This is a genomic window from Paenibacillus sp. FSL K6-1096, assembly GCF_037977055.1.
In the GTDB taxonomy this organism is placed as follows: domain Bacteria; phylum Bacillota; class Bacilli; order Paenibacillales; family Paenibacillaceae; genus Paenibacillus_AQ.
The window spans coordinates 3,559,543-3,586,342 of record NZ_CP150274.1; the positions used below are offsets into that span (position 1 = coordinate 3,559,543).

28 protein-coding genes and 1 pseudogene are annotated in these 26,800 nt (G+C 49.9%); 10 read left to right on the forward strand and 19 right to left on the reverse strand.

The genetic code is table 11. The annotated features are described in order from the left end of the window. Positions 1-115: 115 nt before the first annotated feature. The 6 genes from MHI24_RS15795 to MHI24_RS15820 form a co-directional block, all read right to left on the reverse strand. The gene (locus MHI24_RS15795; protein WP_340026540.1) at positions 116-1,525 is read right to left on the reverse strand and encodes a 6-phospho-beta-glucosidase; all 1,410 of its coding nucleotides are present in this window, start codon (positions 1,523-1,525) and stop codon (positions 116-118) included. A 23-nt stretch (positions 1,526-1,548) separates the two neighbouring features. After that, positions 1,549-3,450: a beta-glucoside-specific PTS transporter subunit IIABC gene (locus tag MHI24_RS15800; protein WP_340026541.1), complete on the reverse strand. Its 1,902-nt coding sequence runs from the start codon at positions 3,448-3,450 to the stop codon at positions 1,549-1,551. Between the two features lie 143 nt (positions 3,451-3,593). Then, entirely contained in the window at positions 3,594-4,424 is an 831-nt protein-coding gene (locus MHI24_RS15805) for a PRD domain-containing protein (RefSeq protein ID WP_340026542.1), read from the reverse strand. Between the two features lie 186 nt (positions 4,425-4,610). Next, positions 4,611-5,225, reverse strand: a complete 615-nt coding sequence (locus tag MHI24_RS15810) for a suppressor of fused domain protein (protein WP_340026543.1) — start codon at positions 5,223-5,225, stop codon at positions 4,611-4,613. An 85-nt stretch (positions 5,226-5,310) separates the two neighbouring features. Further along, a complete protein-coding gene (locus MHI24_RS15815) occupies positions 5,311-6,249 on the reverse strand; it encodes a metallophosphoesterase family protein (protein WP_340026544.1) in 939 nt (312 codons plus the stop codon). 38 nt (positions 6,250-6,287) lie between these two features. Beyond that, positions 6,288-6,869 carry a TetR/AcrR family transcriptional regulator gene (locus tag MHI24_RS15820; protein ID WP_340026545.1) on the reverse strand — a complete coding sequence of 194 codons (582 nt, stop codon included), beginning with the start codon at positions 6,867-6,869 and terminating at the stop codon, positions 6,288-6,290. 251 nt (positions 6,870-7,120) lie between these two features. On the opposite strand from MHI24_RS15820, the pseudogene MHI24_RS15825 reads away from it, so the two are divergent. The 3 genes and pseudogenes from MHI24_RS15825 to MHI24_RS15835 all read left to right on the forward strand — a co-directional run bounded on the left by MHI24_RS15825 (position 7,121) and on the right by MHI24_RS15835 (position 11,494). Continuing rightward, a pseudogene (locus tag MHI24_RS15825) lies at positions 7,121-8,274 on the forward strand (MFS transporter). 117 nt (positions 8,275-8,391) lie between these two features. Then, positions 8,392-9,675, forward strand: coding sequence for an MFS transporter (locus MHI24_RS15830; protein ID WP_340026546.1), 1,284 nt, complete (start codon positions 8,392-8,394; stop codon positions 9,673-9,675). Positions 9,676-9,832: 157 nt separating this feature from the next. Then, positions 9,833-11,494 (forward strand): AarF/UbiB family protein, encoded by a 1,662-nt coding sequence (locus tag MHI24_RS15835; RefSeq protein WP_340026547.1) that lies wholly within the window; start codon positions 9,833-9,835, stop codon positions 11,492-11,494. Between the two features lie 314 nt (positions 11,495-11,808). Here the strand turns inward: MHI24_RS15835 and MHI24_RS15840 are convergent, their stop codons facing one another. After that, positions 11,809-11,946: a hypothetical protein gene (locus MHI24_RS15840; RefSeq protein ID WP_340026548.1), complete on the reverse strand. Its 138-nt coding sequence runs from the start codon at positions 11,944-11,946 to the stop codon at positions 11,809-11,811. Between the two features lie 222 nt (positions 11,947-12,168). On the opposite strand from MHI24_RS15840, the gene MHI24_RS15845 reads away from it, so the two are divergent. Then, entirely contained in the window at positions 12,169-12,780 is a 612-nt protein-coding gene (locus tag MHI24_RS15845; RefSeq protein WP_340026549.1) for a TetR/AcrR family transcriptional regulator, read from the forward strand. Positions 12,781-12,885: 105 nt separating this feature from the next. On the opposite strand, the gene MHI24_RS15850 is transcribed toward MHI24_RS15845, so the two are convergent. The 8 genes from MHI24_RS15850 to MHI24_RS15885 form a co-directional block, all read right to left on the reverse strand. After that, a complete protein-coding gene (locus tag MHI24_RS15850; protein WP_340026550.1) occupies positions 12,886-14,376 on the reverse strand; it encodes an aldehyde dehydrogenase family protein in 1,491 nt (496 codons plus the stop codon). Between the two features lie 19 nt (positions 14,377-14,395). Further along, a complete protein-coding gene (locus MHI24_RS15855) occupies positions 14,396-15,493 on the reverse strand; it encodes a 5-methyltetrahydropteroyltriglutamate--homocysteine S-methyltransferase (protein WP_340026551.1) in 1,098 nt (365 codons plus the stop codon). A 103-nt stretch (positions 15,494-15,596) separates the two neighbouring features. Then, positions 15,597-16,259: a Type 1 glutamine amidotransferase-like domain-containing protein gene (locus MHI24_RS15860; RefSeq protein WP_340026552.1), complete on the reverse strand. Its 663-nt coding sequence runs from the start codon at positions 16,257-16,259 to the stop codon at positions 15,597-15,599. 21 nt (positions 16,260-16,280) lie between these two features. Further along, complete coding sequence (locus tag MHI24_RS15865; RefSeq protein ID WP_340026553.1) at positions 16,281-16,448, reverse strand: HTH domain-containing protein; 168 nt, start codon at positions 16,446-16,448, stop codon at positions 16,281-16,283. A gap of 5 nt (positions 16,449-16,453) precedes the next feature. Beyond that, entirely contained in the window at positions 16,454-17,662 is a 1,209-nt protein-coding gene (locus MHI24_RS15870) for a TerD family protein (RefSeq protein ID WP_340026554.1), read from the reverse strand. A 74-nt stretch (positions 17,663-17,736) separates the two neighbouring features. Further along, positions 17,737-18,675 carry an alpha/beta hydrolase gene (locus MHI24_RS15875; protein ID WP_340026555.1) on the reverse strand — a complete coding sequence of 313 codons (939 nt, stop codon included), beginning with the start codon at positions 18,673-18,675 and terminating at the stop codon, positions 17,737-17,739. A gap of 99 nt (positions 18,676-18,774) precedes the next feature. Beyond that, positions 18,775-19,551 (reverse strand): TetR/AcrR family transcriptional regulator, encoded by a 777-nt coding sequence (locus MHI24_RS15880; protein WP_340026556.1) that lies wholly within the window; start codon positions 19,549-19,551, stop codon positions 18,775-18,777. An 83-nt stretch (positions 19,552-19,634) separates the two neighbouring features. Beyond that, entirely contained in the window at positions 19,635-20,165 is a 531-nt protein-coding gene (locus MHI24_RS15885) for an endonuclease V (RefSeq protein WP_340026557.1), read from the reverse strand. Positions 20,166-20,279: 114 nt separating this feature from the next. Between MHI24_RS15885 and MHI24_RS15890 the strand changes: the two genes are divergently transcribed. Beyond that, the gene (locus tag MHI24_RS15890) at positions 20,280-20,762 is read left to right on the forward strand and encodes a hypothetical protein (protein WP_340026558.1); all 483 of its coding nucleotides are present in this window, start codon (positions 20,280-20,282) and stop codon (positions 20,760-20,762) included. Between the two features lie 54 nt (positions 20,763-20,816). On the opposite strand, the gene MHI24_RS15895 is transcribed toward MHI24_RS15890, so the two are convergent. After that, a complete protein-coding gene (locus MHI24_RS15895; RefSeq protein WP_340026559.1) occupies positions 20,817-21,911 on the reverse strand; it encodes an L-dopachrome tautomerase-related protein in 1,095 nt (364 codons plus the stop codon). 131 nt (positions 21,912-22,042) lie between these two features. Between MHI24_RS15895 and MHI24_RS15900 the strand changes: the two genes are divergently transcribed. The 5 genes from MHI24_RS15900 to MHI24_RS15920 are packed head-to-tail and all read left to right on the forward strand — an operon-like array spanning position 22,043 to position 24,358. Next, positions 22,043-22,285 carry a spore gernimation protein GerQ gene (locus tag MHI24_RS15900; protein ID WP_340026560.1) on the forward strand — a complete coding sequence of 81 codons (243 nt, stop codon included), beginning with the start codon at positions 22,043-22,045 and terminating at the stop codon, positions 22,283-22,285. Between the two features lie 13 nt (positions 22,286-22,298). Then, entirely contained in the window at positions 22,299-22,685 is a 387-nt protein-coding gene (locus MHI24_RS15905; RefSeq protein ID WP_340026561.1) for a spore coat protein, read from the forward strand. Further along, positions 22,682-23,818 carry a zinc-dependent alcohol dehydrogenase gene (locus tag MHI24_RS15910; protein WP_340026562.1) on the forward strand — a complete coding sequence of 379 codons (1,137 nt, stop codon included), beginning with the start codon at positions 22,682-22,684 and terminating at the stop codon, positions 23,816-23,818. The genes MHI24_RS15905 and MHI24_RS15910 overlap by 4 nt, the downstream gene beginning before the upstream one ends. A 31-nt stretch (positions 23,819-23,849) precedes the next feature. Next, a complete protein-coding gene (locus tag MHI24_RS15915) occupies positions 23,850-24,050 on the forward strand; it encodes a hypothetical protein (protein WP_340026563.1) in 201 nt (66 codons plus the stop codon). An 11-nt stretch (positions 24,051-24,061) separates the two neighbouring features. Further along, complete coding sequence (locus MHI24_RS15920) at positions 24,062-24,358, forward strand: spore coat protein (RefSeq protein ID WP_340026564.1); 297 nt, start codon at positions 24,062-24,064, stop codon at positions 24,356-24,358. Positions 24,359-24,428: 70 nt separating this feature from the next. Here MHI24_RS15920 and MHI24_RS15925 read toward each other — a convergent pair whose 3' ends face one another. From MHI24_RS15925 to MHI24_RS15935, 3 genes are all read right to left on the reverse strand, one after another. Continuing rightward, entirely contained in the window at positions 24,429-25,196 is a 768-nt protein-coding gene (locus MHI24_RS15925; protein ID WP_340026565.1) for an ABC transporter permease, read from the reverse strand. Continuing rightward, positions 25,197-25,967: an ATP-binding cassette domain-containing protein gene (locus MHI24_RS15930; protein ID WP_340026566.1), complete on the reverse strand. Its 771-nt coding sequence runs from the start codon at positions 25,965-25,967 to the stop codon at positions 25,197-25,199. A gap of 102 nt (positions 25,968-26,069) precedes the next feature. After that, complete coding sequence (locus MHI24_RS15935) at positions 26,070-26,735, reverse strand: TetR/AcrR family transcriptional regulator (RefSeq protein ID WP_340026567.1); 666 nt, start codon at positions 26,733-26,735, stop codon at positions 26,070-26,072. Positions 26,736-26,800 lie beyond the last annotated feature (65 nt).

The following is a 26,800-nucleotide window of genomic DNA, read 5'->3' on the forward strand; positions in this document are numbered from 1 at the left end:
TTCGGCGAGAAATAGAAGGATAACGTACAGTGTGAAACATATACATTCTTATATTTTTAAAAAGGCACCCAAGCGGGTGCCTTCTGCATTTTCGAGCGAGCTCATGTCCCTTAGACTATAAACTCTCCCCGTTGGAAGCAATAACCTCCTTGTACCAGTCGAAGCTCTTCTTCTTAATTCTGCGCAGGGTTCCGTTCCCCTCATTATCCTTGTCGACATAGATGTACCCGTACCGCTTCTTCATCTCACCTGTTGAGGCACTTACAATATCAATCGGTCCCCAGCTCAGGAAGCCCAGCAGTTCAACACCGTCTTCAATCGCTTTGCCCGCTTCAATCATATGGTCCCGCAGGTAGGAGATCCGGTAATCATCCTGGATGCTGTCGTCCTCTTCAACCGTATCCACCGCGCCGAACCCGTTCTCGACAATGAACAGCGGCTTCTGATAGCGGTCGTAAAGCTGGTTCAGCGTGAATCTCAGGCCCGTGGGATCGATCTGCCAGCCCCACTCGGACGCTTTCAGATAAGGATTCTTGACCCCCATAGCCAGGTTGCCCGATACCATCTCCAGCCCGCTCGGATTAGCACTGGCGCAGCGGCTCTTGTAATAGCTGAAGCTGATGTAATCGACGGTATGCTGCTTGAGCAGCTGCTCATCCTCTGCCGTCAGATCAAGCTTGATATCATATTCCTTGAACCAACGTTTCACGTAAGTAGGGTAGTACCCTCTGGCCATTACATCTGTGAAAAAATAAACCTGTCTGTCCATCTCCATCGCTGTGAGAATATCATCCGGATGGCAGGTATGCGGGTAATACGGCCCTGCGGCAATCATACAGCCCATCTGCGAGCCTGGAATGATCTCATGGCAGGCCTTCGCCGCCAGGGCACTGGCTACATGCTGGTAATGCGCCATCTGGTAGATAATCTGCTTCTTATTCTCACCTTCCTCAATGACCGTTCCTCCGCCGACGAAGGGAATATGGAGCAGCACATTGATCTCGTTGAAGGCAATCCAGTACTTCACCTTGTCCTTGTAGCGCTTGAATACGGTAATCGCATATCGCTCAAAGAACTCAATCAGCTTGCGGTTTCTCCAACCGCCGTAGTCCCTGGCCAGTCCAAGCGGCATCTCATAATGGGACAGCGTCACAACCGGCTCAATATTATATTTTCGCATACAATCGAATAATTGATCGTAGAACCGCAAGCCAGCTTCATTGGGCGTCTCTTCGTCCCCGTTCGGAAATATTCTCGTCCAGGCAATGGAGGTACGCAGCGCCTTAAAGCCCATCTCCGCAAATAAAGCGATGTCCTCCTCATATCTGTGGTAGAAATCTATAGCCTCATGGTAAGGATTCTTCTTGTCGGGATGCTCATAAGGCGGGTTAAAAATCCCGTTGGCCAAAATATCAGCAATCGATAACCCTTTACCGTTCTCCTGATAAGCGCCTTCCGCCTGATTGGCCGCAATTGCGCCCCCCCATAAGAAGCCTTCCGGGAATTGCATGTCTGTCTGTTTCATTGTATTGATCTCCCTTCTGTTGTTTATACAGTTAGTTTCAGCAGAGCATCCTTTTCTTTCACGGTAGTCTGGCTGACAGCGGCAATGTCTGTGTAGTCGCCCGTATTTGAGATGATTACCGGAGTTATGATCTCGAAGCCCTCCTGAATAATGCTGTCCTTATCGAATTCAAGAATCAGGTCGCCGACATTTATCCGGTCACCTTGATTCACATGCAGCGTGAAGTGTTTGCCGCCCAGCTTGACCGTATCAATCCCGACGTGAATCAGAACCTCTGCTCCATCGTCACTGGTAAGGAGAACGGCATGTTTCTTTTTGAACGCCACCGACACCATACCATTAATCGGGGAGACCACCCGGCCCTCGCTAGGCAGAATGGCAACACCTTTCCCCATCGTCTCCTGCGAAAAGGCCGGATCGCTGACTTCGCTTAAGCTTTTAACCTCGCCGGCAATGGGCGCATAGATTTGTTCATTTTGCAGCTTTTTGGCAGATACAGGTTCACTCGCAGACGGCTCGGGAAGGTCCGTATTGTTCTCTTCCACCGGTGCCTCTGTAACATCCTTGAAGCCCAGAACATAAGTGACTACAGCAGCAACAACAAAGCTGACAACCACCGCCAGAACCATCAGCGAGAATTTATGTCCGATGTACAGCGGCAAGGACGGCAGTCCAACTTTACCTAATGCATAAGCTGCCACCTGGAAGATACTTAAGATGAATGCACCTGCGGCACTACCGATCAATCCGGCAATAAACGGCTTTTTCAATTTGAGGTTCACACCATAAATCGCAGGTTCAGAGATTCCCATCAGCGCACTGATGGTTGACGCTCCAGATAAGGACTTCAGGCTGCCGTTCTTGGTTCTCAGGAATACGGCGAATACCGCACCGGCCTGCGCGATATTAGCAACGGTCATAATCGGCATAATGTAGTCGAAGCCGTTCTGGGCAATCGCCTGGAAAACAAGCGGAATGAGGCCGTAGTGCAGTCCGGTGATGACCATCAGCGAGAACGTGGCTCCGAGAAGCGTACCGGCGATTACACCGAAATGCTCATAGAAATACATGTAGCCATCGGCAATAGCGTTACCAATATAAATGCCCAGTGGGCCAATCACGATTAAGGCGATAGGGGCCACAATCAACAGGATCAGCATCGGCTCCAGGATGGTCTTCAGTACATTCGGTACAATTTTACGGACAAAACGTTCCACATAAGACATAATCCATACTGTTGCGATAATAGGAATAACCGTTGACGAATAGGATACCAGCTTGACCGGCAGTCCCAGGAAGCTCATCGACGTTAAACCGTCAGCCATGAATTTGGCAAAGTTAGGATGGAGCAGCACGCCCCCGATCACAACTGCCAGATACGGATTGACATTGAATTTCTTGGCAGAGCTGAAGGCGAGCAGCATCGGCAGGAAATAGAATACGGCATCTGAAATAATATTCAGAATTTTGTAGAGATCCGTATTGGCCGCTGTGGCATTGAACATGACGATTACAGCCAGCAGCGCCTTGATCATCCCTGCTCCCGCTATTGCCGGAACAAGCGGATTGAATATCCCGGGTAATACATCTGCAAAAAACTTGCCAATCGAGCCTTTGATGCCAAGCTTCTGCCCTTTATTGTTACCTTGATCAGTGTCCTCCTTGGCAGAGCCGGCATTGTTTTTGGCAATCTTGCTTAACTCCCCGTACACCTTGGACACATCGTTCCCGATAATCACCTGAAATTGCCCGCCGTTAATGTTCACATCCATTACTCCAGGCAGCTCCTTCAGCTTTGCCCGGTCTGCCGTCCCATTATCCCGCAGATTGAAGCGAAGTCTGGTCATACAATGGGTATAATCCTGTATGTTGTCTTCCCCGCCTACTAACCTCAGTATTTCTTTTGCCAGCTTTTGTTGATCCATGGTGCAGCTCACTCCTCTTCATTTATAAGCAAAAATATAAGAAAAACCTAAACCGGCCAAAGAATACCCCCGGAAAAGCATAGGGATAAATCTAAGTCCAGTTTAGGTTTTGCCTGCTCCGCAGTAGCAACCCTAAACGAGGGTTATTTTAGATGAACAACTCTTTCAATATGGATGGTCAAGTACATGATCTCTTCATTGGTTAGTGTGCAGTTGTATGTTTTTCGGATATAATCCTGAATCTTCCGTCCGCACAAGAAGGACTCTTTATACTGCTGCTTGACCATCTCATATAACTCACTATCCGAATTCTCAATATGCGTTCCATTTAATATTCTTCGGGCGAAGAATTTAAGATGGGTGACGAACCTGTAATACGTTAGCGACTCTTCATCGTAATCGATTTTGAAGTGATACTTCACGATATTGAGAATTTCATGCACAATCTTGGTGATTTTCACTACATTCGGAATTTCTTCATTCATATGCGCATTCACCAGATGGAGCGCAATATGGGCAGCCTCGTCCTCCGGGAACTGAATTCCCAGCTCCTCGCGGATCAATAACAGCGCTTTCTCGCCAATCGCGAATTCGTCCTGGTAGAATTTCTTGACCTCCCACAGCAATACATTCTTGATATGGTGACCCTGCTTGGACCGTTCGATCGCTGAATGGATGTGGTCGGTCAGGCTAACATAGATGCTGTCGTGCAGTCTCTTCCCCAGATTCATTTTGGCGAGATTAATAATGCGCTCCGAAATTTCCATATGCTCCAGCGGGATTTCGGATAGAAGCGTCTTCATTTGGTCAGAGATGCTTTCATTGTCCATGAAGATCTTCTCGATGTGATCCTCCTCAATCAGATCGCCTGATTTCTTCCTGAACGCAATTCCCTTACCCATTACTACAACTTCTTTATTCTGTTCATTCACAGTGATCACGGCATTATTATTCAACACTTTTTGGATTCTCATAATAATCACCTTTGCCAAAAAATAAAAAAGACAAAACCAAAAACATCACCATATCAAAATAGTGCGGTTAATGGTCTTGCCTACATACGTAGTTACAATCCACGTTATCTATTTAATTATGGACCGATTATAACATGGATTTTTGGGTTCAACAAGACTTTATTGCAACCCTTTTCATGGAAAATGTTACGCTTCCGAGGAAGCATTCGGCCGCCGGGGATCAATAATGGAATGCTCAATCTCTTCGATGTAGGAATCGAACGATTCCACGCCTTCACTTAAGATTAATGCGGCTTCCTGCGCCGTGACTGGCACCGCCCATTGGATCTGAACCCCCTCGTCTCCAACCTCGATCGCCTCCAGTTCCTCACTTTCTCCCCTAAGCTCATCCAGCAACAGGGCAGTGGTTGTCCAGTTCGCCGGAGCAAGCGGACTCTCCCCCATTACTCTAGGTATCCGTGAATCACCGGCAGTCTCGATATGATGCGCAATAAGGTCACTGAGATAGGTGAAAATCCGGTCCACAGACTCTCCGCCTAAGTCAGGGGTTAGAGCCATCATCCACTCCGCACCCACTACTTGTCCATTGGGCCGGTGAGCCGCGGATAACCCGACTGTCGCGAACCTCGCAATCTCACCCTCCCCCGCCGCCGGAAAATAATAGATCTCAACATGGACGCCTGTTTCGGGCTTGCTTAAGATCACCCGGTACTCCGGCATCTCCCACTCCCGCATATAGGCACCTAGGATAACCGTCCTGCGGATATCGAAGGAGAGCTCCCTCTCTTTAGCTGATTCCATGAAAACGGTAATCACCTTCCCTCTTTCGGATAGGATATGGTTAAATAGTGCGCAATCCCGAATAGCCACGGTCACAATAGTACGTTTAAATCCGCTTCCACACCTTCTCCGGCCCATGTTCAGGCTGCTTAAGCTGCACTTCACCGCCTTCAAACATAAGCCAGCTGTCAAATGAGGCTCCGTTCTCCCTAAGTTGAATTACCCTTGCACCCCGCTGGAACCCCTCCCGCCCGTAACTGTTATAACCGGTTGCCCGTCCATAATGCAAGCGGATGCCTTGAAGCTCTCCCCAGAAGTCATTCACATGATCATGCCCGCAGAAAACACCCTTAACATCCCCTCTGTCCACAAAGGCTGCGAATAAACCAGAGTTTACCTTTGGACAACCCATTCCTTCATAGTTGTGCCCGTAGCACACATGATAATCCCACAACTCATTGTATTCAGGCAGGGGAATATGCAGGAAGGCAAGTGAAGGCACACTCTGTCCACCATTCATTTCTGCAATAGCAGCTGATTGGTCCAGATACCAGCCGATTTGTTTATGGGTAATCCATTCAAAGCCGCCGGGGGGATGAGCCGCATTGCTTCCCGAATCCAATAGATATAAGGCGGCAGAAGGTACTCCGTCAGCCGAGTTCAGCAGGATAACCGTATGGCCTGCCCGATTACCAAGCACTGGTCCTGCCTCTGTCAGACAATGCGGACTAGCCTGCTGCAGGCTGAGCAACTCATGCTTAACGGTGAGCGAATGTCCTGCATCATGATTGCCAAAGATAGCGGCCCACGGTGAGCCGGTTGCCAGAACAACGGCTACTGCATCACTGTAAGCGGCGATTGGGTCCGGGCAATCTTCATAATGAATAACGTCCCCGGTGAATAGTACCAGATTAGGCTTGGCGTTATGTATAATATCCTTCATTAAACGGGCAGTATGCTCATCATGCTCCGTACCGCTCCAATGCAAATCGGTAAACTGGACTATGGTGAATGTACCATCCTGGCGGAATGATAAATTGTGCATAGCATGGCCTCCTCATTTATTCTTCAGAATAACTGCTTCTACCTTACTAAGTTAAGTATCTCTCTCACAAAAGTATCAACAACCGCCCTGTCCGGGCGGGACTTCAGGAACACCGTGAGGCCTATTAACGAAATGACCAGTGTCTGCGCCAGATTTTTGGCGTTAATTCCGGGATCAAGCTCTCCTGACCGCAAGCCCCGTTCTATCGTTTCCTGGAAGATGACCGAGAGGTACATCTGATGTTCCCTGGTCAGGAGCTCAAACTTCTCGTCATGGGGAGCCAGCTCCACCATTGAATTGATGCAGAAGCAGCCCCAGCTCGGGCTTTTCCCGTATTCTTTCGACACCATATCTTCAAAAAAAGTGCGGAACGCCTCTCTAACCGAAGCATGCTTTTGCAGACTGAGGCGGACATGGGCAGCATGGGAGCTCGTATATTTCCGCAGTGCAGCTTCAAATAATCCTTTTTTGTCGCCAAAGGTAGCGTATATGCTTGGACGCTGAATGCCCATTCTGGCGGTTAAGTCGCTTAATGAGGCCGCTTCGAATCCTTTTTCCCAGAATACATGCATCGCCGCATCTAACGCCTTGTCCTCATCAAATTCGCGCGGACGGGCCATAGCACTCCCTCATTTCATATCGAATGGTATATTACGATTGTATTTGGCGAAGCTCATTCTGTCAATTATACTAATCCTCCTCCAGTTCCCCTTGACAGTTAATTTTTCTTAGCGTTATATTTATCAGGACTTATTACATACTGATCGGTATTATATTATCCCATATTTCGAAGGAGGCGTTCGCTCTGGCGAATCCTGTGAAAGAACCGAAAGTCCTTCCCGCAGCATCCGAACCGGTAACCGCATCTGTAATGTCCCGCAAGGTTGCACTCCTGTTGCCGTCACCTGCGGACTGGCTGTCGCCAACATCTATTACGCGCAGCCCCTGCTGGATGCGATCTCCAGCGAGTTCGGGATTACGCATTCATCCATCGGCATGGTCATTACCATTACTCAGATTTGCTACGCCCTTGGATTACTATTGCTGGTTCCTCTCGGAGATTTACTGAACCGGCGCAGGCTGATTGCCGGGCAGATGCTGTTATCCGTGTTGGCTTTAGCTGTAGTAGGCACTGCCTCCACCGGTACGGTGTTATTCATAGGCATGGCTGCGGTTGGATTACTTGCGGTTGTGACCCAGACGCTTGTGGCGTTCGCTGCAACCCTGGCGGCCCCGGCTGAACGCGGGCGCACCGTGGGGGTGGTGACCAGCGGAATTGTCATTGGCATTCTCTTGGCGCGGACATTCGCTGGCGTGTTAACAGATCTGGCCGGTTGGCGGGCTGTCTACCTTGTCTCGGCGGGACTCACGCTAATCATGGCTTGTGTATTGTTTAGGGTGCTTCCGGGTACTGAGCCCCGAAGGGAATCCTTATCCTACCCGCAGCTGCTCCGTTCGCTGTTCACCCTGTTCGCACAAGAACGGCTCCTGCGAATCCGTGCTGTGTTATGCCTGCTGATATTTACTGCCTTCAGTATATTATGGACCTCCCTGGTGCTGCCGCTCAGCGCTCCACCGCTGTCGCTGTCCCATACGGCGATTGGCGCGTTCGGTCTCGCCGGAGTCACCGGGGCATTAGCAGCAGCGCGGGCAGGCCGTCTGGCTGACCGGGGGTTGGGGCAAAAGACCACCGGCGTGGCACTGACTCTGCTGCTACTCTCATGGCTGCCAATTAGCTATACTACACATTCCCTGCTTGCGTTAATCGCCGGAATTATTCTTCTTGACCTGGCCGTACAGGCCGTACATGTCACCAATCAGAGCATGATTCTTAATCTGCGCCCGGCTGCCCGCAGCAGGCTTACTGCCGGTTACATGGTCTTCTATTCGATCGGCAGCGCCACCGGATCGATTGCCTCTACCAGCATGTATGCCTACTGGGGCTGGAATGGGGTATGTCTGCTCGGTGCAATGGTCAGTGCGCTGGCTCTGATATTCTGGGCGTTAACCCGTCATATGAAATGAATAATGTAACGCCTTCACCATGCCTCTGCGGGGTTTGTCAAACTTTGAAATTTCCATTATTGTTATCCTTAACTTACATTTGACGTTATGGATGCAGAAATGGAGGCCCGGATTTCCTTGAAGCCACGATTGTTAACCCGTTCTTTCTATTATCTCTGGACGACCCAGACGGCGGCGAATGCTGCCGATGTCTTATATATTATGGCGCTGACCGTGCTGGTGCTGGACCGGACCGATTCCCTTGTATCGGCGGCGCTGATGCCGCTGATGCGCAGCGCCGCCCAGATGGTGAGCGGCTTCATCGCACCGCTGCTTATCAACCGGGTCAAGCTGCCCTCGCTGCTGCTCATCTCACAGACAGGCCAGTTCCTGTTGTTTGTGGTGCTGGCACTGTACCTGCAGCTTAACAGTGCGGCGGCTTCACTCACGCTGGTCTTCGCCCTTGTCTTCGTCATGTCCTTCCTGGACGGCTGGAGCGTTCCGGCCCGCAATGCGCTGGTGCCGCGGCTCGTCACGCGGGAGGAAGGCCTGCTGCAAGCCAACGGCCTGATCAGCGTCAGTGATCAGGTGGTGCAATTTGCGGGCTGGGGACTTAGCGGCCTGGTGGTCGCTTTCCTGGGACCCAGCCCGGCGCTGCTGCTGACAGCGGCCATTTACGGGCTGGCGGCCGCATTTACGCTTGGCGTGAGGGAACCGGCAGAGGCAATGGTCCAGAAGCAGGCGCTGCCGGCAGACTCGGAGCCGGCGGCGCCAGCTGCTTCGAAATGGAAGACCCTGACCGAAGGCTGGACCCTTATCTGGCGGATGCCCCGCCTGCGCATACTTACCTTCATGGACATCATCGACATGCTCGGGGGCTCGGTCTGGGTCGGCGCATTCACCCTGGCCTTCGTCCAGGTGGCGCTGAAGCAAGGCGAAGAATGGTGGGGCTTCATTAATGCAGCCTATTTCGCCGGAACGGTCGGCGGCGGGCTGCTGGTCCTGTCGGCAGTGCGGCTCATCGGGAACCGTTACCTGGGAGCGATGCTCATCGGTATGGCAGGCTACAGCCTGCTCACCCTGATGTACGCTTTGAATACCCAGCCATATGTAGCGCTGATCCTTGTTCTGCTGACGGGCCCGTTCACGGAGCTGTCAGTGATTAACCGGCGTACCCTCATCCAGCGCAGCCTCTCCAAGCAGATGCTGCCCACGGTGCTGGCTGCGCAAGCTTCGCTGCTGCATCTGGTGTTCTGCATCTCGCTCTTGCTCATGGCCTGGCTGGCCGAACAATTCGGGATCGTCAATCTGTATCTGCTCGCGGCGGTTCTGACATCGCTGGCTTTCTGCACCGGCGTGCTCGGCCGCCGGGCATTCCGGGACGAACCGGCGTCATCAGATGCCAGCCTTCCAAACCTGTAATTGTGTAGTTGTCTGTGATGAAATATCATACAATTAAGCAGATGGATGATTAGAAGGAGAGATCTGGGATGCAGCATAATAACTCTGTGGCAGATGAACTAGAATGAGCGAATTCCTGAAATTAATGAAAGACCCGCGGTTCAGAAGAACCATGCGGATGATTTTTAAGTTCGCCTGGGATTACTGGTGGCTCAGCAGGCTGAAGTACTTGATGTCAGGACGGCGCTTTGCAGCGAAGCAACGGGCCTTATACCGCAAGCAGGCAGCGTATTTCGCCACAACCGCGATGGATATGGGCGGATTAATTATCAAGCTGGGGCAGCATGTGAGTGCGCAGGTGGATATGCTGCCGAAGGAAGTTATCGAAGAATTGGCCAAGCTTCAGGATTCCGTAGAATTCGTAGATTTCTCCGAGATTCAGCAGAAGGTAGAGCGTGAACTGGGCGGACCGATCAGCGGAATGTATGCTGAGTTCGATCCGATGCCTATTGCCGCAGCTTCCTTCGGGCAGGTCCACCGGGCAACCTTACGCACGGGCGAACAAGTGGCAGTGAAGGTGATGCGGCCCGGGGTCGAGGACATTATCGCCATCGATTGGAAGTCCATCCAGGTCGCCGTTTCGTTATTGAAACGCCAGAAGCTGATTAGAGACTTCATGGACCTTGATGCGGTATATGAGGAGTTCCATGACACCATTATGGAAGAGCTCGACTATCAGCAGGAAGGACGCAATGCCGAAGAATTCCAGCAGCAGTTAGCCCACCGCAAGGATGTTGTGATTCCAGACATTCATTGGGCATATACGACTTCACAGGTGCTGACCATGGAATTCATGGAGGGTGCCAAAATCAATGATGCTGCCCAGCTGGAGGCTTGGGGAGTGGACCGGACCCGCCTCGCGGTGTCGCTGATCGAAATGTTCGTAGAACAGATTCTATTGAACGGGCTCTTCCACGCGGACCCACACCCGGGCAATGTGCTAGTGCAGCCTGACGGGACCATCGCCTTGATCGATTTTGGAATGGTCGGGCGGATTCCCGGTGAGATGAAGACCCAGATGGTCGCCCTTCTGCTGGCCGTCTATTTGAAGGACGCCCACGGCGCCATCGATGCCCTTCTCCGGTTGAGATTCTTAAGACGCAATGTAGATCTGGAGGTATTCTCACGGAATCTTACGTTATTATTCGAACAAATCTACGGGGATACGTTTGACCTGAGCTTTGTGACCTCAGGCGACAATGTGGAGGAATTGCGTAATTTCCTCTACTCCCAGCCTTTTCAATTGCCTGCCAACACTACATTCCTGGGCAAAGCCATAGTCACCGTGTACGGACTCTGTACCGGACTCGACCCTGAGCTTGATCTGGTGGGAACCGTCAGGCCTTACGTGGACAAGGTGGTGCGGAAGGATCTGCGGGGAAGTGTCATCTCCCAAGTCGTAGAGGATGGCAAGCATATGCTCAAAGACATCCTGCCGACGACCAAGAAATTCATTTCGGCAATCGATAAAATGGATAGCGGAGGCTTAAGGGTCAAGCTGTCGAGCTCCTTAGAGCAGAAATTGATCGATACGCAAAACAGGAACACGCAGCGGATGATTGCCGCCATCATGGGCGCGGTTTTCCTGCTGATTGCGGCAATCCTGTGGAATGAAATCCCGCCGGTCGTCTCTTACGTGCTCGGCAGCTTGGGCCTGCTCGTGATGCTGAGCCAACTCCGAAACAGACAAGGCAGCAGGGCTGAAAGACATGCCAGGCAGATAAACGCTATGCGTGAGCTCAGCCGCTTGGAGCAGCGGGGGCCTGGATCGCGCAGATAAGGGGACCCATATTGACAGCCCTCTTATTTCTTGCTAAAGTTTAGTCTAATCCGCAAGCTTTACATGGGAATGTTACCGATCCTTATGGGCATAACCTGATCCGGCTTAACTGCACTGCGTGCAGCTAGGCTGGTTTGGGTTTTTTCTGTTGTGCTGCATGCTGACCGGCAACCAATTTATCCAACGCACATCACCAGCTGGTCGCAAGTACGCTTGCAGTCAGAGCCTGTCACGAAATCATTCCGGATGCCAAAATAGGGCTGGACAATCGACCCTAAGGGATTGCGGATTACCGCGAATCAGCTCCATGACCGCTACCAGAAACCGTTATTCGTAGTAGAGAACGGGTTCGGCGCCAGAGTGGTTGCCCCGTTCGACCGGCGGGCCAGCTCCTTGCCAATGCCTCCGGCGGCGCCTGTAATTACTGCAGTTTTAGCTTGAGCTTGATTCATGACACTATTTGCTTTATTATATATATTATATTTATTTTTGTTACTTACTAACTTTTGTTCCTGACACTGATTAGTGTACACCTGCACGACCAGTGTGACAATAAGCAGGCTTATTCATTTTGTCTCCTAACCGGAATTTCATGTATAAATGAAGCCGGGTTGCGCAAAATTTAAACACATTGTCCCTATTTGCCTAAATATCTATGGAGGCTGATTGCAGTGATGCCAGATGAGAAAACCAGCCGTGCGGCCCGCAGAACCCGCCTGGCCTTAAAATTAGCATTCGTAGAATTAATTCTGGAAAAGGAGTACGAAGCGGTTACCATTCTGGATGTAGCCAACCGTGCGGATTACAACCGGGGAACATTCTATAAGCATTACAACAGTAAAGAGGACTTACTCCGGGACATTCATGATGACTTCCTGCTGAGTATTGCCGATGCGCTCGTGCGGCCCTATCAGGGACTGAAGCAGATTGATACGGCAAGGATTGCCCCTTCCATTCAGGATCTGTTCCTCCATATTGAGCAGCATAAAAGCGAGTTTCTCGCCCTGGCCAAGGTAAGCCGGGAGAAGCTGCACAGTGACTTGATCGCCACCTTGCACCACTCCATGAGTGAAAGTATGCATATTGAGCTGAAACCGGCTCCTCTGCCGATCGAATATGAAATTCTGCTCAGCTATCAAATCTCGGCAACCGTTGGAGTTATTATGTATTGGGCTGATACGAACTTCAAATACTCGACCTCCTACATGGCGGACCAATTGCTTGGACTCATCAACACGCCGATTGATCATATAACATTCAGGAACCATACATCCCGCAATCAATAGTGTATTCATGGACGGCGCACTCTTCAAAAGCAGACTTATGAAGCACTTGAAGCCCCTTCCGCAAGCGGAGGGGGCTTCAAGTGCTGAAGTATTGTGCTATCAGGTTTACTCCGGAATATAAGGCAGATCCAGCGTACCCGGAACGTTAATCACATGTGTTTCTGTATACGTGCGGATGCCCTCTGCGCCGTATTCACGGCCAATCCCGGATTGCTTGAAGCCGCCGAACGGGAAGCGGACATCAAGCCCCTGCACGGCAGCGGTATTAATCATGGTCGTTCCCGCTTCAAGCTGGCGTGCGACCGAGATGGCCTCTTCTTCCTGACCCCACACCGAGCTGGTCAAGCCGTAGATGCTCTCATTGTGCAGCTGAATCACCTGCCCTACATCGTCGAATGGCAGAATTGGAACCGTAGGGCCGAACTGCTCCTCCACAACAATTGGATCATGATAATCACAATCCAGCACAAGCGTAGGCTGTAAGTAGTACCCTTGTTCGAACTGCTGCTGATCCAGAATTTGGCCGAGCGGAATCACCTTAGCACCACGCTTGTGCGCATCCTCAATCAGACTCTGCACATACTTTTTCTGCTTCAGGTTATTCACCGGTCCTACTGTCGTATTGGCATCAAAAGGATCACCAATGCGAATCCAGCGGTTTGCCGCCTCGATATATTTTTCAACAAAAGCATCATAGATGGAACGGTGTACATATACACGCTTGGCGATCATGCAGATTTGGCCTGTGGTCAGGAAGTTGGAGATGACAATCCGGCGCATGGCCCGCTCATCCTGAACGTCAAAGCTCTCAAGGAAGATCGCCGCATCGTTGCCGCCAAGCTCCAGCGTCATATCCTTAATCGTATCCGCCGCCGCTTTAATAATGTGCTTGGCAGTTGCGGTTCCGCCTGTAAAAGCGATTTTGGCAACAAGCGGATTGCTGGTCAGTTCAACGCCCACATCGGCATCCCCATGAACAACATTGATGACACCCGCCGGGAACTCACCGGCAATCAGCTCGGCCACCTTCGCCGCCGCCAGCGGAGCATATGGGCTTGGCTTGAGCACAATCGTATTGCCCGCCAGTAAGGCAGGAGCGATTTTAATCGTAGATAACGCTATTGGGTAGTTCCAAGGACTGATCGCTGCCACCACACCCATTGGATCGTAGGACAGGATGGTTTTGCCGTGATCATGCTCCTGGACCTCTTCCTGCAGAACCGATGCAGCTTCATTACAAGCATACTCCATCCACATCAGCGAGACATAAATCTCACCATGGGCATCATACAGCGGCTTGCCATGCTCTTTGGACAGCAGGTGGACAATTTCATTCTCCGCTGCTCTAATTTTCTCTATCGCATTGCGCATCCGGGTAATTCGTTCATCAACCGGAGTCTGCTTCCATATTTTAAAAGCCGCCGCAGCCGCTTCAATCGCTTCCACCGCCTGTTCCTTCGTAGTGACAGGGAAATAGCCTACGATTTCAGCCGGGCTCGCCGGATTCTCTTTGGCTGACTGCGAAAGGGACGGTACCTTGTGACCATTAATGAAGGCCTGAACGATAACGGTCTCTTGGTCTGCTTGAATTGTCATAATTAATCCCCTCCGTGATCTAGTTGGATTCCTTCCAGACTTCGTCCGCAATCTCCTTCACATAACGAAGCTTGCGCCATTGCTGCTCTTCCGTAAGAATATTGCCTTCCTCTGTGGAGGAGAAGCCGCATTGCGGGCTCAAGCACAGCTGCTCCAGTGGCACATAGGTTGCTGCTTCGGCAATCCGGGCTTTAATTTGCGCTTTATCTTCTAGCTCGCCTGTTTTCGAGGTGAGCAGGCCGAGCACGATTTTCAAGTCCTTACGGTTCACATATTTCAATGGCTCGAAGCTGCCTGAACGCTCATCGTCAAACTCCAGGAATAATCCATCAACATTTAAGCCGCCAAAAATGACCTCAGATGCGTAATCATAACCGCCGGTTGAGAAATAGTTGGATTTATAGTTGCCCCGGCAAATATGCATCGTCACCACTAAGTCTGCCGGTTTATGAGCCAAGGTTTCGTTAATCATGCGCTGCATGATTTTCAGCTCTTCTGCCGGTTCCATACCTTTTGCGCGCAGCTTATCGTGACCCGCTTCGGAGAACAGGTCTGCCCAAGCCGTATCATCCAGTTGCAGGTAACGGCATCCGGCATCGTAGAAGGCTTGAATGGCTTTTTGATAGGCCGCAATCGTATCTTGCAGGAACTGCTCCCGGTCGTTATAGCTATTGGCTCCAGGCTCCAGCCGGTAGATCAGCATGTTGGGACTTGGAATGGTCTGTTTCGCTACAGCGTCACCTGCATGCTTTTTCACGAATTCAAAATGCCCGACAAAGGGATGGCTTGAGAAGCCAACCTTACCCGTCACGCGGATGCCACCCTTGCGGGTCTGCATATTATGGAACTTGGGTCCGTCGATTTCCTCATACAGCTCTACGCCATCCAGGCCGCCCAGAAAGTCGAAATGCCACCAGCTTCTGCGGAATTCACCGTCTGTCACGGCGGACACGCCATTTTCCTTTTGCTTCTCAATCACCCGGATAATCTCTTGATCTTCCACCGCTCTTAATGCCTCATAAGTAATGTTGCCTGCTTTATATTGTTCGCGGGCCTGGCTTAAGTTCGCCGGACGCAGGAAGCTGCCTACATGATCACTCCGAAAAGGTATCGTCATCGCTATTTCTCCTTACAATTCTATAGTGTACTGAGTATAGCATGAGCGCAAGGAATGCATGTTATATGTAAAAGGCATGGTTGGTCATAGCTTTTAGTGATAGCTAACAGCCACATTTCTGAATGCTGGAGCGGGAAATTAAATACACAGGGCCTAATATGCTTATCTTACCGCCCTGCACACGTATAGCGCTCTCCTGTTCAGCGGCATACACATCCATCTGCTCAGCCAAGGGGAACAGGTAGCCTTGAACAAACGAGGCATAGCCGCGCTTTGAGTGAGATTCATAGGCAAAGGGCTCAAGGCCCAGACCATCATAAACAGAGTCTATATCAACCTGCTGTCCTGCCTGTTTCGAGGTTACCCACTTAGCAGCCATATTCAAGGCCCCGGCACTGGCTCCCAGAATAACAGCAGCGCTGTTCTTAATGACATCTGCCAATTCATATTCCGCCACCAACTCGTTCTGCTGAACAGGATCTCCACCGCACAGGAAAACGACAGAGGCGTGCTGGAGGACTCGCCGGGCCTCTTCCTTCTGCATCCGGTAATCAATGAAATAAGACTCATCGAAAATAAGCTTAGCCTGATTGAGCCAAGTCCATTCTGGAATATCAGCAAAATCAATCTGTTCCCCTTCGCAATTAGACAGCTCAGCGCTAATCATCACCAGCGATTGCCGGTCCTGAATATCCTCATGCAGCCACCCGGCCAGCCTGTCTGGTAAGCAATGATTAAACCAACTGAAATAGTAGTGAGTGTTCAAAAGTTATGGCCTCCAAAAGAATTAATTTGCCGCTGGACGCTGCAACCGGTATGCCGCTTCGCTGATTTTCTCAATATCCCGGTAGATCGTCCGCAAGGATACCTCGAAATGCTCGGCAAGCTCCTTGCCCGTCACCAGCCCTTTACCGGAGATAATCAGCAGCATAGAGAGCAATCGGTCAACTCGCATGATCCCTATTTATAATCATTTAAGGGCCCCTGATCCATGATCACTTCTACCATATTGGATTCCCCTACCTTAAGAATCGGCCTATATTCTGAATTCGGCCTGCTGTAAAGCTCCAGCGGACTTATGATTACACCATTTGGCGTATTATGAAGTATTCCGGGTACACAGGTATAAATCTTATCGTTATTATTGGCATTCTTCGCGGATATCGTAACAGAGGTTCCATTATGATTATCTATACTCATGGACACCTTATATCTGTAGAATGAACCGGTTCCATTGGATTGCGCTGAATAAACTACAGGAACAACGGCAAGAATATCATCTCTTAGTCTTAACTTGATGACCTCTGTTTTCTTTGATTTTTTGCCTCTCCCCACATCGCCCATATGTTCCACTGTACCATTGCCATAATTTTTGAGTGGAGGTACTCCCCTCGCCCCAAACATAGCTACATCAATCTGCTCTTCAGCCTTAGTGTAGACTAGAGCATAAATGTCATAATCCGTTCCAGTCTCCCAAGATACAGTAGCCGTAATTTCCGGTGTTTTATCTATGATAACCGGCTTCTGCCCTTTATCGAGATTGATCTTACCCTTTACCTTCTCAAGGTTGATGGACATAGCCGGAACAGGCTCTTTTGCTACAGGCTCTTGAATAACCTCAGGTTTGGAAGGTTGACATGGCTCATCCGCTTCAACCTCAACACCATAGTTTTGGCATAACCCTTCAAGCCCGGAATCAAATCCGCGCCAGATTGATTTCACCTTGGTCTGACCGTTCCTTAAATATAATTCCAGAACTACAATTCCATTCTCATTCGTGAAGCTGGATGGTGATAGCTGAATAACCGTATTGTGCGTACATATCTCTGCTGCCAAATTCTTCACATTCGCAAATCCCGTGCTGTTATCCTCTGTCAGAGTTACAGCTATTTTTGTGATACCTTCAGGGACCTTACCCATGTCGAAATTAAGCTTATAAACCTTGGTATTCCCCACCTGCTCAGATGGTAAAAGCGTAGCTACACCCGTGGAACTTGTGGGCTGATTATAGAAGATGATTCCGCTGTCTCCCTGCACCTTATCCGCATCGGTTAAGAGGAAAGCTGTTAAAGAAATGTCTACCAGAGTAGAAGTTTCGTGGCTAATCGTAATGCTGCCTTGTTCGGCACTTAAAGTTGTATTGGCTCCCATTTGCAGAAATTGATTCACTTCAACCACTCCCATCCATTTAATGGCTCGTGCTGTCTCAATTATATTAACACAGGGAGGAAATACTTGGGATGTCATAGACCGCGATCATTTAGTGTATCTACGGCCTTTATCACCTCTTCCGGCTGATTGTGCGGAATCATATGCGCCGCAGCGGGCAGCACCTTAAGCTCAGCATGAGGTAATATTCCGTTAAGCTTAAAGCTATGCTCCTTTGTCGGGAAAGGATCTCGTTCACCAACCAGAATAACCGTGGGAAGATGGATGCTGGAGTATCGTTGCTCCATGTATTCTGCTGCCGGGACGAATTGAAGCACATCCTCCCGGTTCGCTCTGAATTGCGCCGGCCTCAGCCACAAGGCATACACCTCTTCCTCATAACTTGCCGGCACAGGTTCCGGCGCAAAGGTGGCCTTCATTGTGCTTCGCACCATGATTTTGCCAACCAGGGGGAATAAAATGTTCATCACCAGATGACCCACAACAGGCATCATCACCAACCGGGAGAGGGGATCTCCCTTTTCTGCAGGATACCCTTCCTTAAACAACCCGCCCGCCACCGTGACAACCCCTGCCACTTGTTCGGGATATAAAGATGCATACATTAACACCAATAGCGCGCTCCAGGAATGGCCGACCAGAACCGGCTTCTCTACACCCATTTCCTTAAAGGCCATATGGAGCCATTGTGCCTGATCCATAAGGGTAAACGGAGCTTTCCCGTTCTGCGGGCGCTGGCTATAGCCATATCCCGGGCGGTCCAAAGCTAACGTGCGGTATCCGTTGGATGCCCCAAGCTTCATTACCTTGCAAAAGTCATTGCCGCGAAGAACTCCCCCATGCAAGAAAACAATCGGCCTCCCTTCACCCTCTTCCAGGTAATGTACTCGAAGGCCATTGACCCTGACAAACTTCCCCGCCGGGGGGAACCGGCTTTCCCTTTTCTTGTAGCTATAGCGGTTGTATAGATATAAGACAAGTAGCAATACCAACACGATGATAACGATCAGCACAACAAACAGCCTCCCTCAAATTGTGATATCAACATACTAATAAGTATGTATAAGTTACAACATAGGGCTTCAATCCTCTCACAGATGAAGCCCTAATCCTTACGCTATGGTTAAGCTGCTCCAGAGCAATTGCGCGATATCCTGCGCAATTTCCTCTATTCCTCTATCCCGGGGCTCCATAAGCAAGGGGAGCACAAGGCCGCTAAGAATTGTTTGCACGTATACTGCCAATGACTGCGCCTGCATATCTTTTCGGATGATCCCCTGCTCTTGGAGACTTTGGAACAAATGTATGATGGTCTTGTTAAATTCCTCAAATAACCGGCCGATCTTCTCCCGGGTATCAGGCTCACGGCTCAAGGTATACACATCAAAGAACAATAAGGACCGCCGCGGCAACAAAATACCTTCCTCCATATGCCTCCGTAACCATGCGGCCAAGGCCTGCACCGGGTCCTTTGACTGGACAATCTCCTGAATCTGCCTTGGAAGCACCGCCGCCTGCTGTTTCAGATTCCGCTCACATACAGCCAGGTATAAATCATCCTTGTTGGTGAAATGCCAGTAGACCACGCTCTTCGTTTGCCCCGCTTCAAGTGCGACCTGATCCAGGGTTGCGCCGGAATATCCATGCATGGCAAATACCCTAATCGCTGCATCCATCACCCGGGTACGCGTATCGGAATGCAGCTCCCCTTGTTGCTGCTGCCAGCGGGACAGCAGCTCCTGCAGTTCCTCTTTGCCGCCCACATGTCTTCTCACGGTTGTCCAATGGACATCTGCTCTTTTGGCGATACTGGAGTAGCTGATTTGGTCCATGGGATACTTGGCAGCAAGCTCCTCAACAGCCCGCATAATCTTGTCATAACTGCTCATGGCGCCTTCATCCCTTTAACCATATATATAATAAAAACAAACTTGTCGGTATGCGTTTATTATATTCACTGCTGGTCTTTATGTCAATTTTGCGGCAGTTTATCTCCGGCTTCCTTCGTATGCTTATCCAGCAGTTTCAGCAGATAGGGGAACCGATAATCTCCGTACATCCTCTGTATGTGCCGGGCAGCGGCGGCTAACTCCATGCCAATAGAGGTGATATACAAAGGCTTGGTGCTGGTGCCCCGGTAAATCTTTTTAACGAACGCCTCATTGTCGTTGTCGTGAAAGGCATTCTTGGCAACACCGATCACTGGGATTCTTCCTGAAAAATTGGTGTACACATAATGTCCGAGCCCCGGCTTCCCCTCTTGGTCTAAGTACACGTAGCCGTCAACCACAATGGTGTGTATTTGGCTCATATCCGTAAGCTTCAGCAGCTCCTGTATGCAGGGAAGCTCCCGTTTGTAGAAAGAACCAGGTTCGTATGCCTGAGGGTTCTCTGTATACGACACGATGATGTCCAGCGGTGTAGAGTCTTCCCAGTTTTGAAAGATAACCCCCACCGATTTTGCCTGATTCTCTTCGTAATACACATCGACTGCAATAATCATGGGTAGTAATCACAGCCCTTTCCTTTAAGACTGATCCAATATAATATAAATAATAGAAAATAATTGGAAACCGTACAAGATGTTAAATTCGGAATAGGCCTCAGGAGGATGGAAATGAAAGTCATCAATACATTCGTGGTTATTGTTGTTATAGTTGCTATTGCGCTTCCGGTATATATATGGAAGGAAGCAAAAAGCTCTGTCTCTCACAAAAATCAATATGAGCATAATTGGCAGCTGCAACTACCTTCCAAATTCAAGGAGCTTGATCAATATACAAACCAAGGGGGATTTCGCGGGGAAGGAACACGTTATACTATTTTTAGAACGGAAGAAAAACAATTGTCTTCCATATTAAAGCCATACAGTGGAAGAAAGGTGATTGAACAATATTCCGGGGATAGTCTTCATGATAATGAAAGAGATATTCAAAAATATGTTGAGGATACATTACTGAGTTTAGATGTTCCTGAAGATAAAGTGCCAGATTTTAATGGAGTATATTCGTGGCAAGACTTCAATTACGAATCTGACCGATTAGTTGTCCTCTATTTTCCTAATAAGAAAATCTGTTATTTTGTGGAGGATTTAAGATAAAGAGCTGCCCCTAACAGCCATTTCCCGGCTTCTGGGGCAGCTCTCTTTGTTTTACTAAAAGGTAGGAGCCGGCAACTCGCCTATATTCATACGAAGTAAACTATAAGGCTTCTGCCGCAGGTCCTTGCCATAATGAAATCTGGGCTGCCGATTTAATTGGTTCACGATGAAATACAAGCATTGATCGGGACCAATAGAGAACGTATCCGGCCACAGAATTCTCGGGTCATGAGCAATGGTTTCCATGATTCCGTTCGGCAAGATTTTGCGGATACTATTGTTTTCATAGTCGCCCGCGTACACATTCCCTTTCGCATCGGTAATCATTCCGTCTGAAGCGCCTTTTTCTCCCCAATACTGCACATAAGGCTGTAAATTCATATCAGGTATGTTGAGGTCTCTTAGGACTTCAGTTGAAATCGAGTATAGATCGCGACTGGACAGAGGGCAGTAATACAACATCTGGCCGTCCGGGGAGATCGCTATACCGTCGGATGCCAATTGGAAGGGAGAGGTGGACCCGTCCGGGTTGCGGTTGATCAGGATTTTGCCTTCCACCTTCGGTAAGAAATAGGGGTCGGGTGAAGTGGAGTATGCTCCATTTAACCTTCTCCAGGCATGACCGGTCTCTAAATCAACGACAATAATCGCTCCGGGTCCCCGGGAAGATGAATCTGTGATATACGCATACCCTGCCCTACCCGCACGGAAATCAAACCGGACATCATTCAGATAAGTCGTGGGCAGTACAACCTCTTCAGTAAATGTAATTACGCTTCTTATGGAATTCGTATTTAAATCTACAGCAACTAACTTCGCTCCTCCGGGGATGGGCTCTGAGAAATTAGGAGCTCCGGTATCCAGTACCCACAGCGTTCCCCTTCCATCCGCAACAACACTTTGGACACTGATGAAGGATGTTGTGATATTCGATTGGTTTACCATGTTAGCCTCTAAACTGGGATAAGGCTCTAATGCGCCGTTAACGATCTCAGCCACCGTAAATTTAACGTCATCCCCCCATTTTGGAAAGCAAATGAAAATACGCCCGGTTTCCGAAACAGTAACCCCTGTAGGCATGGCTCCGTAAAATAAAAAAACCGCTTCAAACTTACCGAAAAAACGTTCACTCGGCAGCTTTACTTGCATGATATCCTCCTTAAAGGTCCGAACTGCTATCACCCATATATATGCCAGAAGGCGCTGTCCCAGTCTAGAATAGAAAACCAATACGCAGGAAAATCTAACTCCGATGAAAGAAAGGAAGGGATAGTGACTCAATGAATATGCCAACACTAGCGCCACATGAATCGATGGAGCTGCATGAAGCGTTAAACTTCAAAACACTCTGCCTCGCCAAGTCCAAACTAATGCAAGGCTTGGTCTTTGACCAAGAGCTGAAAGCGTTAATGCAGAAGGACGTCCTGATCTCCACGCAACAGATCGCTGAACTCCAGGCCATCTACGCAAGAGCTCCTTTCCAGGCACCTGTACCGAATAGCCCGACACCTATCACTCATTAAAAGGGGAACGCCAATGAACACCGATTATTTAGACCCGATTAACTCACTAAATATGCCGGAGATGGCAGATATGACATTTGCCATGGACTTCCTTATTCGTGCCAAGGAAGGTGTGCGAAATTTGTCCATCGCGCTGACGGAGACGGCTTCTCCCGATGCCAGAGCGCTGCTGCGCAATCACCTTATGCAGGGAATTGCCCTGCACCAGGAAATCTCGGAGCTGATGATCCGCAAAAAGTGGTTCCATCCTTATGAGCTCAACGAACAGTACCAGCTCGACCAGCTATCAGCGAAAAACACGGTGATGATCGGGCAAATGAATTTGTTCCCGGGTGACACGTCGCGTAAAGGGATGTTCGACCGGACCCCAGATGAACACATTGGAGGACACAACGCATGAAGGCAGTAACGTACCAAGGGATTAAGAATGTAGTGGTCAAAGAGGTGCCGGACCCCAAGATAGAGAAGCCGGACGATATGATCGTAAGAATCACAAGCTCCGCCATATGCGGCTCGGACCTCCACCTGATTCACGGGATGATCCCTAACCTTCAGGAGAACTATGTTATCGGGCATGAACCCATGGGGATTGTAGAAGAAGTAGGCCCCGAAGTGACCAAGGTTAAAAAAGGCGACAGGGTGATCATCCCGTTCAACATCGCTTGCGGAGAATGCTTCTTTTGTAAGAATCATCTGGAGAGCCAATGCGACAATTCTAACGAACACGGAGATATGGGTGCATATTTCGGCTACTCCGGAACCACCGGCGGGTATCCTGGCGGGCAAGCCGAGTATCTACGGGTTCCGTATGCCAACTTTACGCACTTCAAGATTCCCGAAGACTGCGAGCATCCGGACGAAAAGCTAAGCTTAATTGCCGATGCCATGACGACCGCATTCTGGAGCGTAGACAACGCCGGCGTCAAGAATGGAGATACGGTTATCGTGCTTGGCTGTGGTCCGGTCGGACTGCTGGCCCAGAAATTCTGCTGGCTGAAGGGAGCCAAGCGGGTCATCGCCGTTGACTATGTGGATTACCGCTTACAGCATGCGAAGCGGACCAACAATGTGGAAATTGTAAACTTTGAACAGGACAAGAACATTGGCAACACACTCAAGGAAATGACCAAAGGCGGAGCCGATGTCGTGATTGATGCGGTAGGAATGGACGGCAAGATGAGTGATCTTGAATTTCTGGCCAGCGGGATGAAGCTGCAGGGCGGCACCATGAGCGCATTGGTCATTGCATCGCAGGCTGTCCGCAAAGGCGGGACCATTCAAATCACCGGGGTATACGGAGGACGCTATAACGGATTCCCTCTCGGCGACATCATGCAGCGCAACGTGAATATCCGCTCCGGACAAGCCCCGGTCATCCACTACATGCCGTATATGTACGAGCTTGTCACATCCGGCAAAGTGGACCCTGGAGACATTATTACTCACGTCATTCCGCTCAGCGAGGCCAAGCGGGGTTATGAAGTGTTCGATACCAAAACGGATGATTGCATCAAAGTCATCTTAAAGCCTTGAATATGGACAGATACACGGGAGGACAACCTGAATGAATTCTAATTACGCTTTGCATGAGCTGCTTGAGGTCCATGAAATAGCTGCGTTTAAGACGGTTTGCTTAACGAAATCTCAGACCATGCAAGCTCTGGTAACCGACCCGGAGCTTACGCAAATTTTGCAGCAGGATGCCGCATTGTCACAACAGCAGCTTCAGGAGCTCAGTGGAGTGCTGTCTAAAGTAACTGTATAGGAGATAAAACAATGAACCCAATAGTAGAACACATGACTGGTATGAATACGCTGACCGATGAGGTAATTGCAATGGACCTGTTGATCAACGCCAAGAGCGGTGTCAGAAGCTACGCCATGGCTGTGACGGAATGTGCCACCCCCGAAATCAGGGAAATCCTGATGAAACAACTAAGCGAAGCTATTAATTCCCACGAAAAGATAACAGACTACATGATGCAGCGGGGCCTATATCACCCCTACCATGTTCAGGAGCAAATTCAGCTGGATCTGAGAAATATTCAGACCGCGATGAATATTCCGTCCTGACGCCCTAGTCACCAACAAACGCGCTAAACCATCCTGGTTCAGGCGCGTTTGTTGATTTTAGCGGACCTCCTCACCCCTGCCTTTTATACGCCTTCATTGCGAAAATATAAGCCACAATCATAATTCCAACGCACCACGCAAGCGCGATCCAGATATCATTGCCCACCGGCTGACCCGACAGCAATGCGCGGATGGCTTCCACGATCGAGGTTACCGGCTGGTTATCGGCAAAAGCACGAACGGCCTTCGGCATCGAATCGGTCGGTACAAAGGCCGAGCTGATAAACGGCAGGAAGATTAGCGGATAGGAGAACGCGCTTGCCCCTTCCACCGATTTGGCGGACAGTCCGGCAATCGCCGCGATCCAGGTTAGGGCAAGTGTGAACAGCACGAGTATACCGGCTACGGCAAGCCAGGGCAGAACGCCAGCTGACGAGCGGAAGCCCATAAGAAGCGCTACGATGATGATGACGGCAAGAGAAATGACGTTAGATACCACCGAGGTCAACACATGCCCCCACAGTACGGTGGAACGCGAAATCGGCATGGTATGGAACCGCTCAATAATCCCCCGTTGCTTATCCAGGAACAACCGGTAAGCTGTATAGGCCACTCCGCTTGCAATCGCAATCAGCAGGATACCAGGCAGCAGATAGTTCACATAGTTATCCGTACCGGTGTGGATGGCGCCGCCGAACACATAGACGAACAGCAGCAGCATCGCAATCGGAGTGATGCAGACCGTAACGATGGTATCCATGCTGCGGAAAATATGGCGCATCGAACGTCCGAGCATAACCCCCATATCGCTGAAAAAATGTTTCTTTACCGTTTCCATTTACATTGCCTCCTTGTTGCCGATGATGGCGAGGAATATTTCTTCTAGTGTTGGCTGTTTCTCAACATACTCCACCTTTGCCGATGGGAACAGCTTCTTAAGCTCCTGGAGCGTGCCGCTGGCGATAATCTTGCCCTCGTGCAGGATGGCAATTTGGTCGGCAAGCTGCTCAGCTTCCTCTAAATATTGCGTGGTCAGGAATACCGTTGTGCCGCCTTCCGCCAGCTCCTTGACAATTTTCCAGACCTCAATACGGGCCTCCGGGTCAAGTCCGGTAGTCGGCTCGTCAAGAAAAATAATCTGCGGTTGCCCCACCAGGCTCAAGGCGATGTCGAGTCTGCGGCGCATACCGCCCGAGTACGTAGCTGCCTTCCGGTCTGCTGCATCCGTCAAGCCGAAGCGCTTAAGCATATCATCCGCAATCTTACGCGGATTTTGGAGATGACGCAGCTTGGCAAGCATGATCAGATTTTCCCGGCCAGTCAGAACCTCATCCACCGCAGCGAATTGCCCGGTCAGACTGATCGACTGCCGCACATGGTCCGGCTTGGATGTAACATCGAAGCCGTTAACCGTAACACTGCCGCTGTCCGGCTTGAGCAGCGTGGTAAGGATTTTGACAGTGGTTGTCTTGCCTGCTCCGTTCGAGCCAAGAAGAGCGAAGATACTGCCCTGTTCCACCTCGAAATCTACGCCCTTTAGGACATGAAGCTGCTTGTAGGTTTTTTGCAGTCCTTTTACTTGAATGGACTTGGTTTGCACAGTTTTCATTGGGTAACCTCCCGTTTTGTATTAAGTGACTATCCTTTTGATTAGTTGTACATACCTACCGTTGGTATTAATAAGGGGAAAAATAAGCTGCCTTGCGGCAGTTTATTTTTCTATCCTGTCTTCCCTGGCTGACAAACGAAGCAGCTCCTCGAATCGTTGAATCATTTGCTCCTCGAACAGGTCAAGCCCCAGCCCTTTCAGCATTTCATCAAAAAGCCTTAACTTGCGCAGCAATGTCTCGGGCGTAGCTGGGATGACCGCCGGGCTCAGCCAAATGTTGGTGAGAACCATCAACGCCTCGCTCAGCTCCCTTGGATAGTCGGTTTGAATGGAGCCGTCCCGGACACCCTCTTCGATAATGGGCTGGATATATACGGGTACGGCTTTTTCAATAATATTCTCAATCTGTGCCGCCAGCAGCTTCGGATTGCGCAGAAGGTTCGGCGCTGCTGTGGCCAAGTCATTCTGGGCGGGATTGTCGAGCGAGACGCGGGAAATCTTGCGGAGCTTCTCCAGGCCGTTCAGCCTCTTGTCGTCCCGGACACCGGACAGCATCTCGTCAACATCTTTGAACAAATGGTCAGTGACAGCCTGCAAGATCTCCTCTTTCGACTTGAAGTGATGGTATATTGCCCCTTTAGTGAGCCCGCCCAGCTCGTTGATGATATCCTGAATAGAGGTCTGCTCATACCCTTTTTGCATGAACAAGTTATGAGCCACAGTTAGGATTTGGTTGATTGTTTCTTCAGGGTATTTATTTCTTGCCATTCCCTCTCCTCTTTCATACATACGGTTGGTATGTAAAGAATATATCCGATTCCTCTATCGATGTC

What these genes read in the sequence shown, in the direction of transcription:
- MHI24_RS15795 (WP_340026540.1), bottom strand. Translation starts at nt 1,525, where the DNA reads ATGAAACAGACAGACATGCAATTCCCGGAAGGCTTCTTATGGGGGGGC.
- MHI24_RS15800 (WP_340026541.1), bottom strand. Translation starts at nt 3,450, where the DNA reads ATGGATCAACAAAAGCTGGCAAAAGAAATACTGAGGTTAGTAGGCGGG.
- MHI24_RS15805 (WP_340026542.1), bottom strand. Translation starts at nt 4,424, where the DNA reads ATGAGAATCCAAAAAGTGTTGAATAATAATGCCGTGATCACTGTGAAT.
- MHI24_RS15810 (WP_340026543.1), bottom strand. Translation starts at nt 5,225, where the DNA reads ATGGAATCAGCTAAAGAGAGGGAGCTCTCCTTCGATATCCGCAGGACG.
- MHI24_RS15815 (WP_340026544.1), bottom strand. Translation starts at nt 6,249, where the DNA reads ATGCACAATTTATCATTCCGCCAGGATGGTACATTCACCATAGTCCAG.
- MHI24_RS15820 (WP_340026545.1), bottom strand. Translation starts at nt 6,869, where the DNA reads ATGGCCCGTCCGCGCGAATTTGATGAGGACAAGGCGTTAGATGCGGCG.
- MHI24_RS15835 (WP_340026547.1), top strand. Translation starts at nt 9,833, where the DNA reads ATGATTTTTAAGTTCGCCTGGGATTACTGGTGGCTCAGCAGGCTGAAG.
- MHI24_RS15840 (WP_340026548.1), bottom strand. Translation starts at nt 11,946, where the DNA reads ATGAATCAAGCTCAAGCTAAAACTGCAGTAATTACAGGCGCCGCCGGA.
- MHI24_RS15845 (WP_340026549.1), top strand. Translation starts at nt 12,169, where the DNA reads ATGCCAGATGAGAAAACCAGCCGTGCGGCCCGCAGAACCCGCCTGGCC.
- MHI24_RS15850 (WP_340026550.1), bottom strand. Translation starts at nt 14,376, where the DNA reads ATGACAATTCAAGCAGACCAAGAGACCGTTATCGTTCAGGCCTTCATT.
- MHI24_RS15855 (WP_340026551.1), bottom strand. Translation starts at nt 15,493, where the DNA reads ATGACGATACCTTTTCGGAGTGATCATGTAGGCAGCTTCCTGCGTCCG.
- MHI24_RS15865 (WP_340026553.1), bottom strand. Translation starts at nt 16,448, where the DNA reads ATGCGAGTTGACCGATTGCTCTCTATGCTGCTGATTATCTCCGGTAAA.
- MHI24_RS15880 (WP_340026556.1), bottom strand. Translation starts at nt 19,551, where the DNA reads ATGAGCAGTTATGACAAGATTATGCGGGCTGTTGAGGAGCTTGCTGCC.
- MHI24_RS15885 (WP_340026557.1), bottom strand. Translation starts at nt 20,165, where the DNA reads ATGATTATTGCAGTCGATGTGTATTACGAAGAGAATCAGGCAAAATCG.
- MHI24_RS15890 (WP_340026558.1), top strand. Translation starts at nt 20,280, where the DNA reads ATGAAAGTCATCAATACATTCGTGGTTATTGTTGTTATAGTTGCTATT.
- MHI24_RS15895 (WP_340026559.1), bottom strand. Translation starts at nt 21,911, where the DNA reads ATGCAAGTAAAGCTGCCGAGTGAACGTTTTTTCGGTAAGTTTGAAGCG.
- MHI24_RS15900 (WP_340026560.1), top strand. Translation starts at nt 22,043, where the DNA reads ATGAATATGCCAACACTAGCGCCACATGAATCGATGGAGCTGCATGAA.
- MHI24_RS15905 (WP_340026561.1), top strand. Translation starts at nt 22,299, where the DNA reads ATGAACACCGATTATTTAGACCCGATTAACTCACTAAATATGCCGGAG.
- MHI24_RS15910 (WP_340026562.1), top strand. Translation starts at nt 22,682, where the DNA reads ATGAAGGCAGTAACGTACCAAGGGATTAAGAATGTAGTGGTCAAAGAG.
- MHI24_RS15915 (WP_340026563.1), top strand. Translation starts at nt 23,850, where the DNA reads ATGAATTCTAATTACGCTTTGCATGAGCTGCTTGAGGTCCATGAAATA.
- MHI24_RS15920 (WP_340026564.1), top strand. Translation starts at nt 24,062, where the DNA reads ATGAACCCAATAGTAGAACACATGACTGGTATGAATACGCTGACCGAT.
- MHI24_RS15925 (WP_340026565.1), bottom strand. Translation starts at nt 25,196, where the DNA reads ATGGAAACGGTAAAGAAACATTTTTTCAGCGATATGGGGGTTATGCTC.
- MHI24_RS15930 (WP_340026566.1), bottom strand. Translation starts at nt 25,967, where the DNA reads ATGAAAACTGTGCAAACCAAGTCCATTCAAGTAAAAGGACTGCAAAAA.
- MHI24_RS15935 (WP_340026567.1), bottom strand. Translation starts at nt 26,735, where the DNA reads ATGGCAAGAAATAAATACCCTGAAGAAACAATCAACCAAATCCTAACT.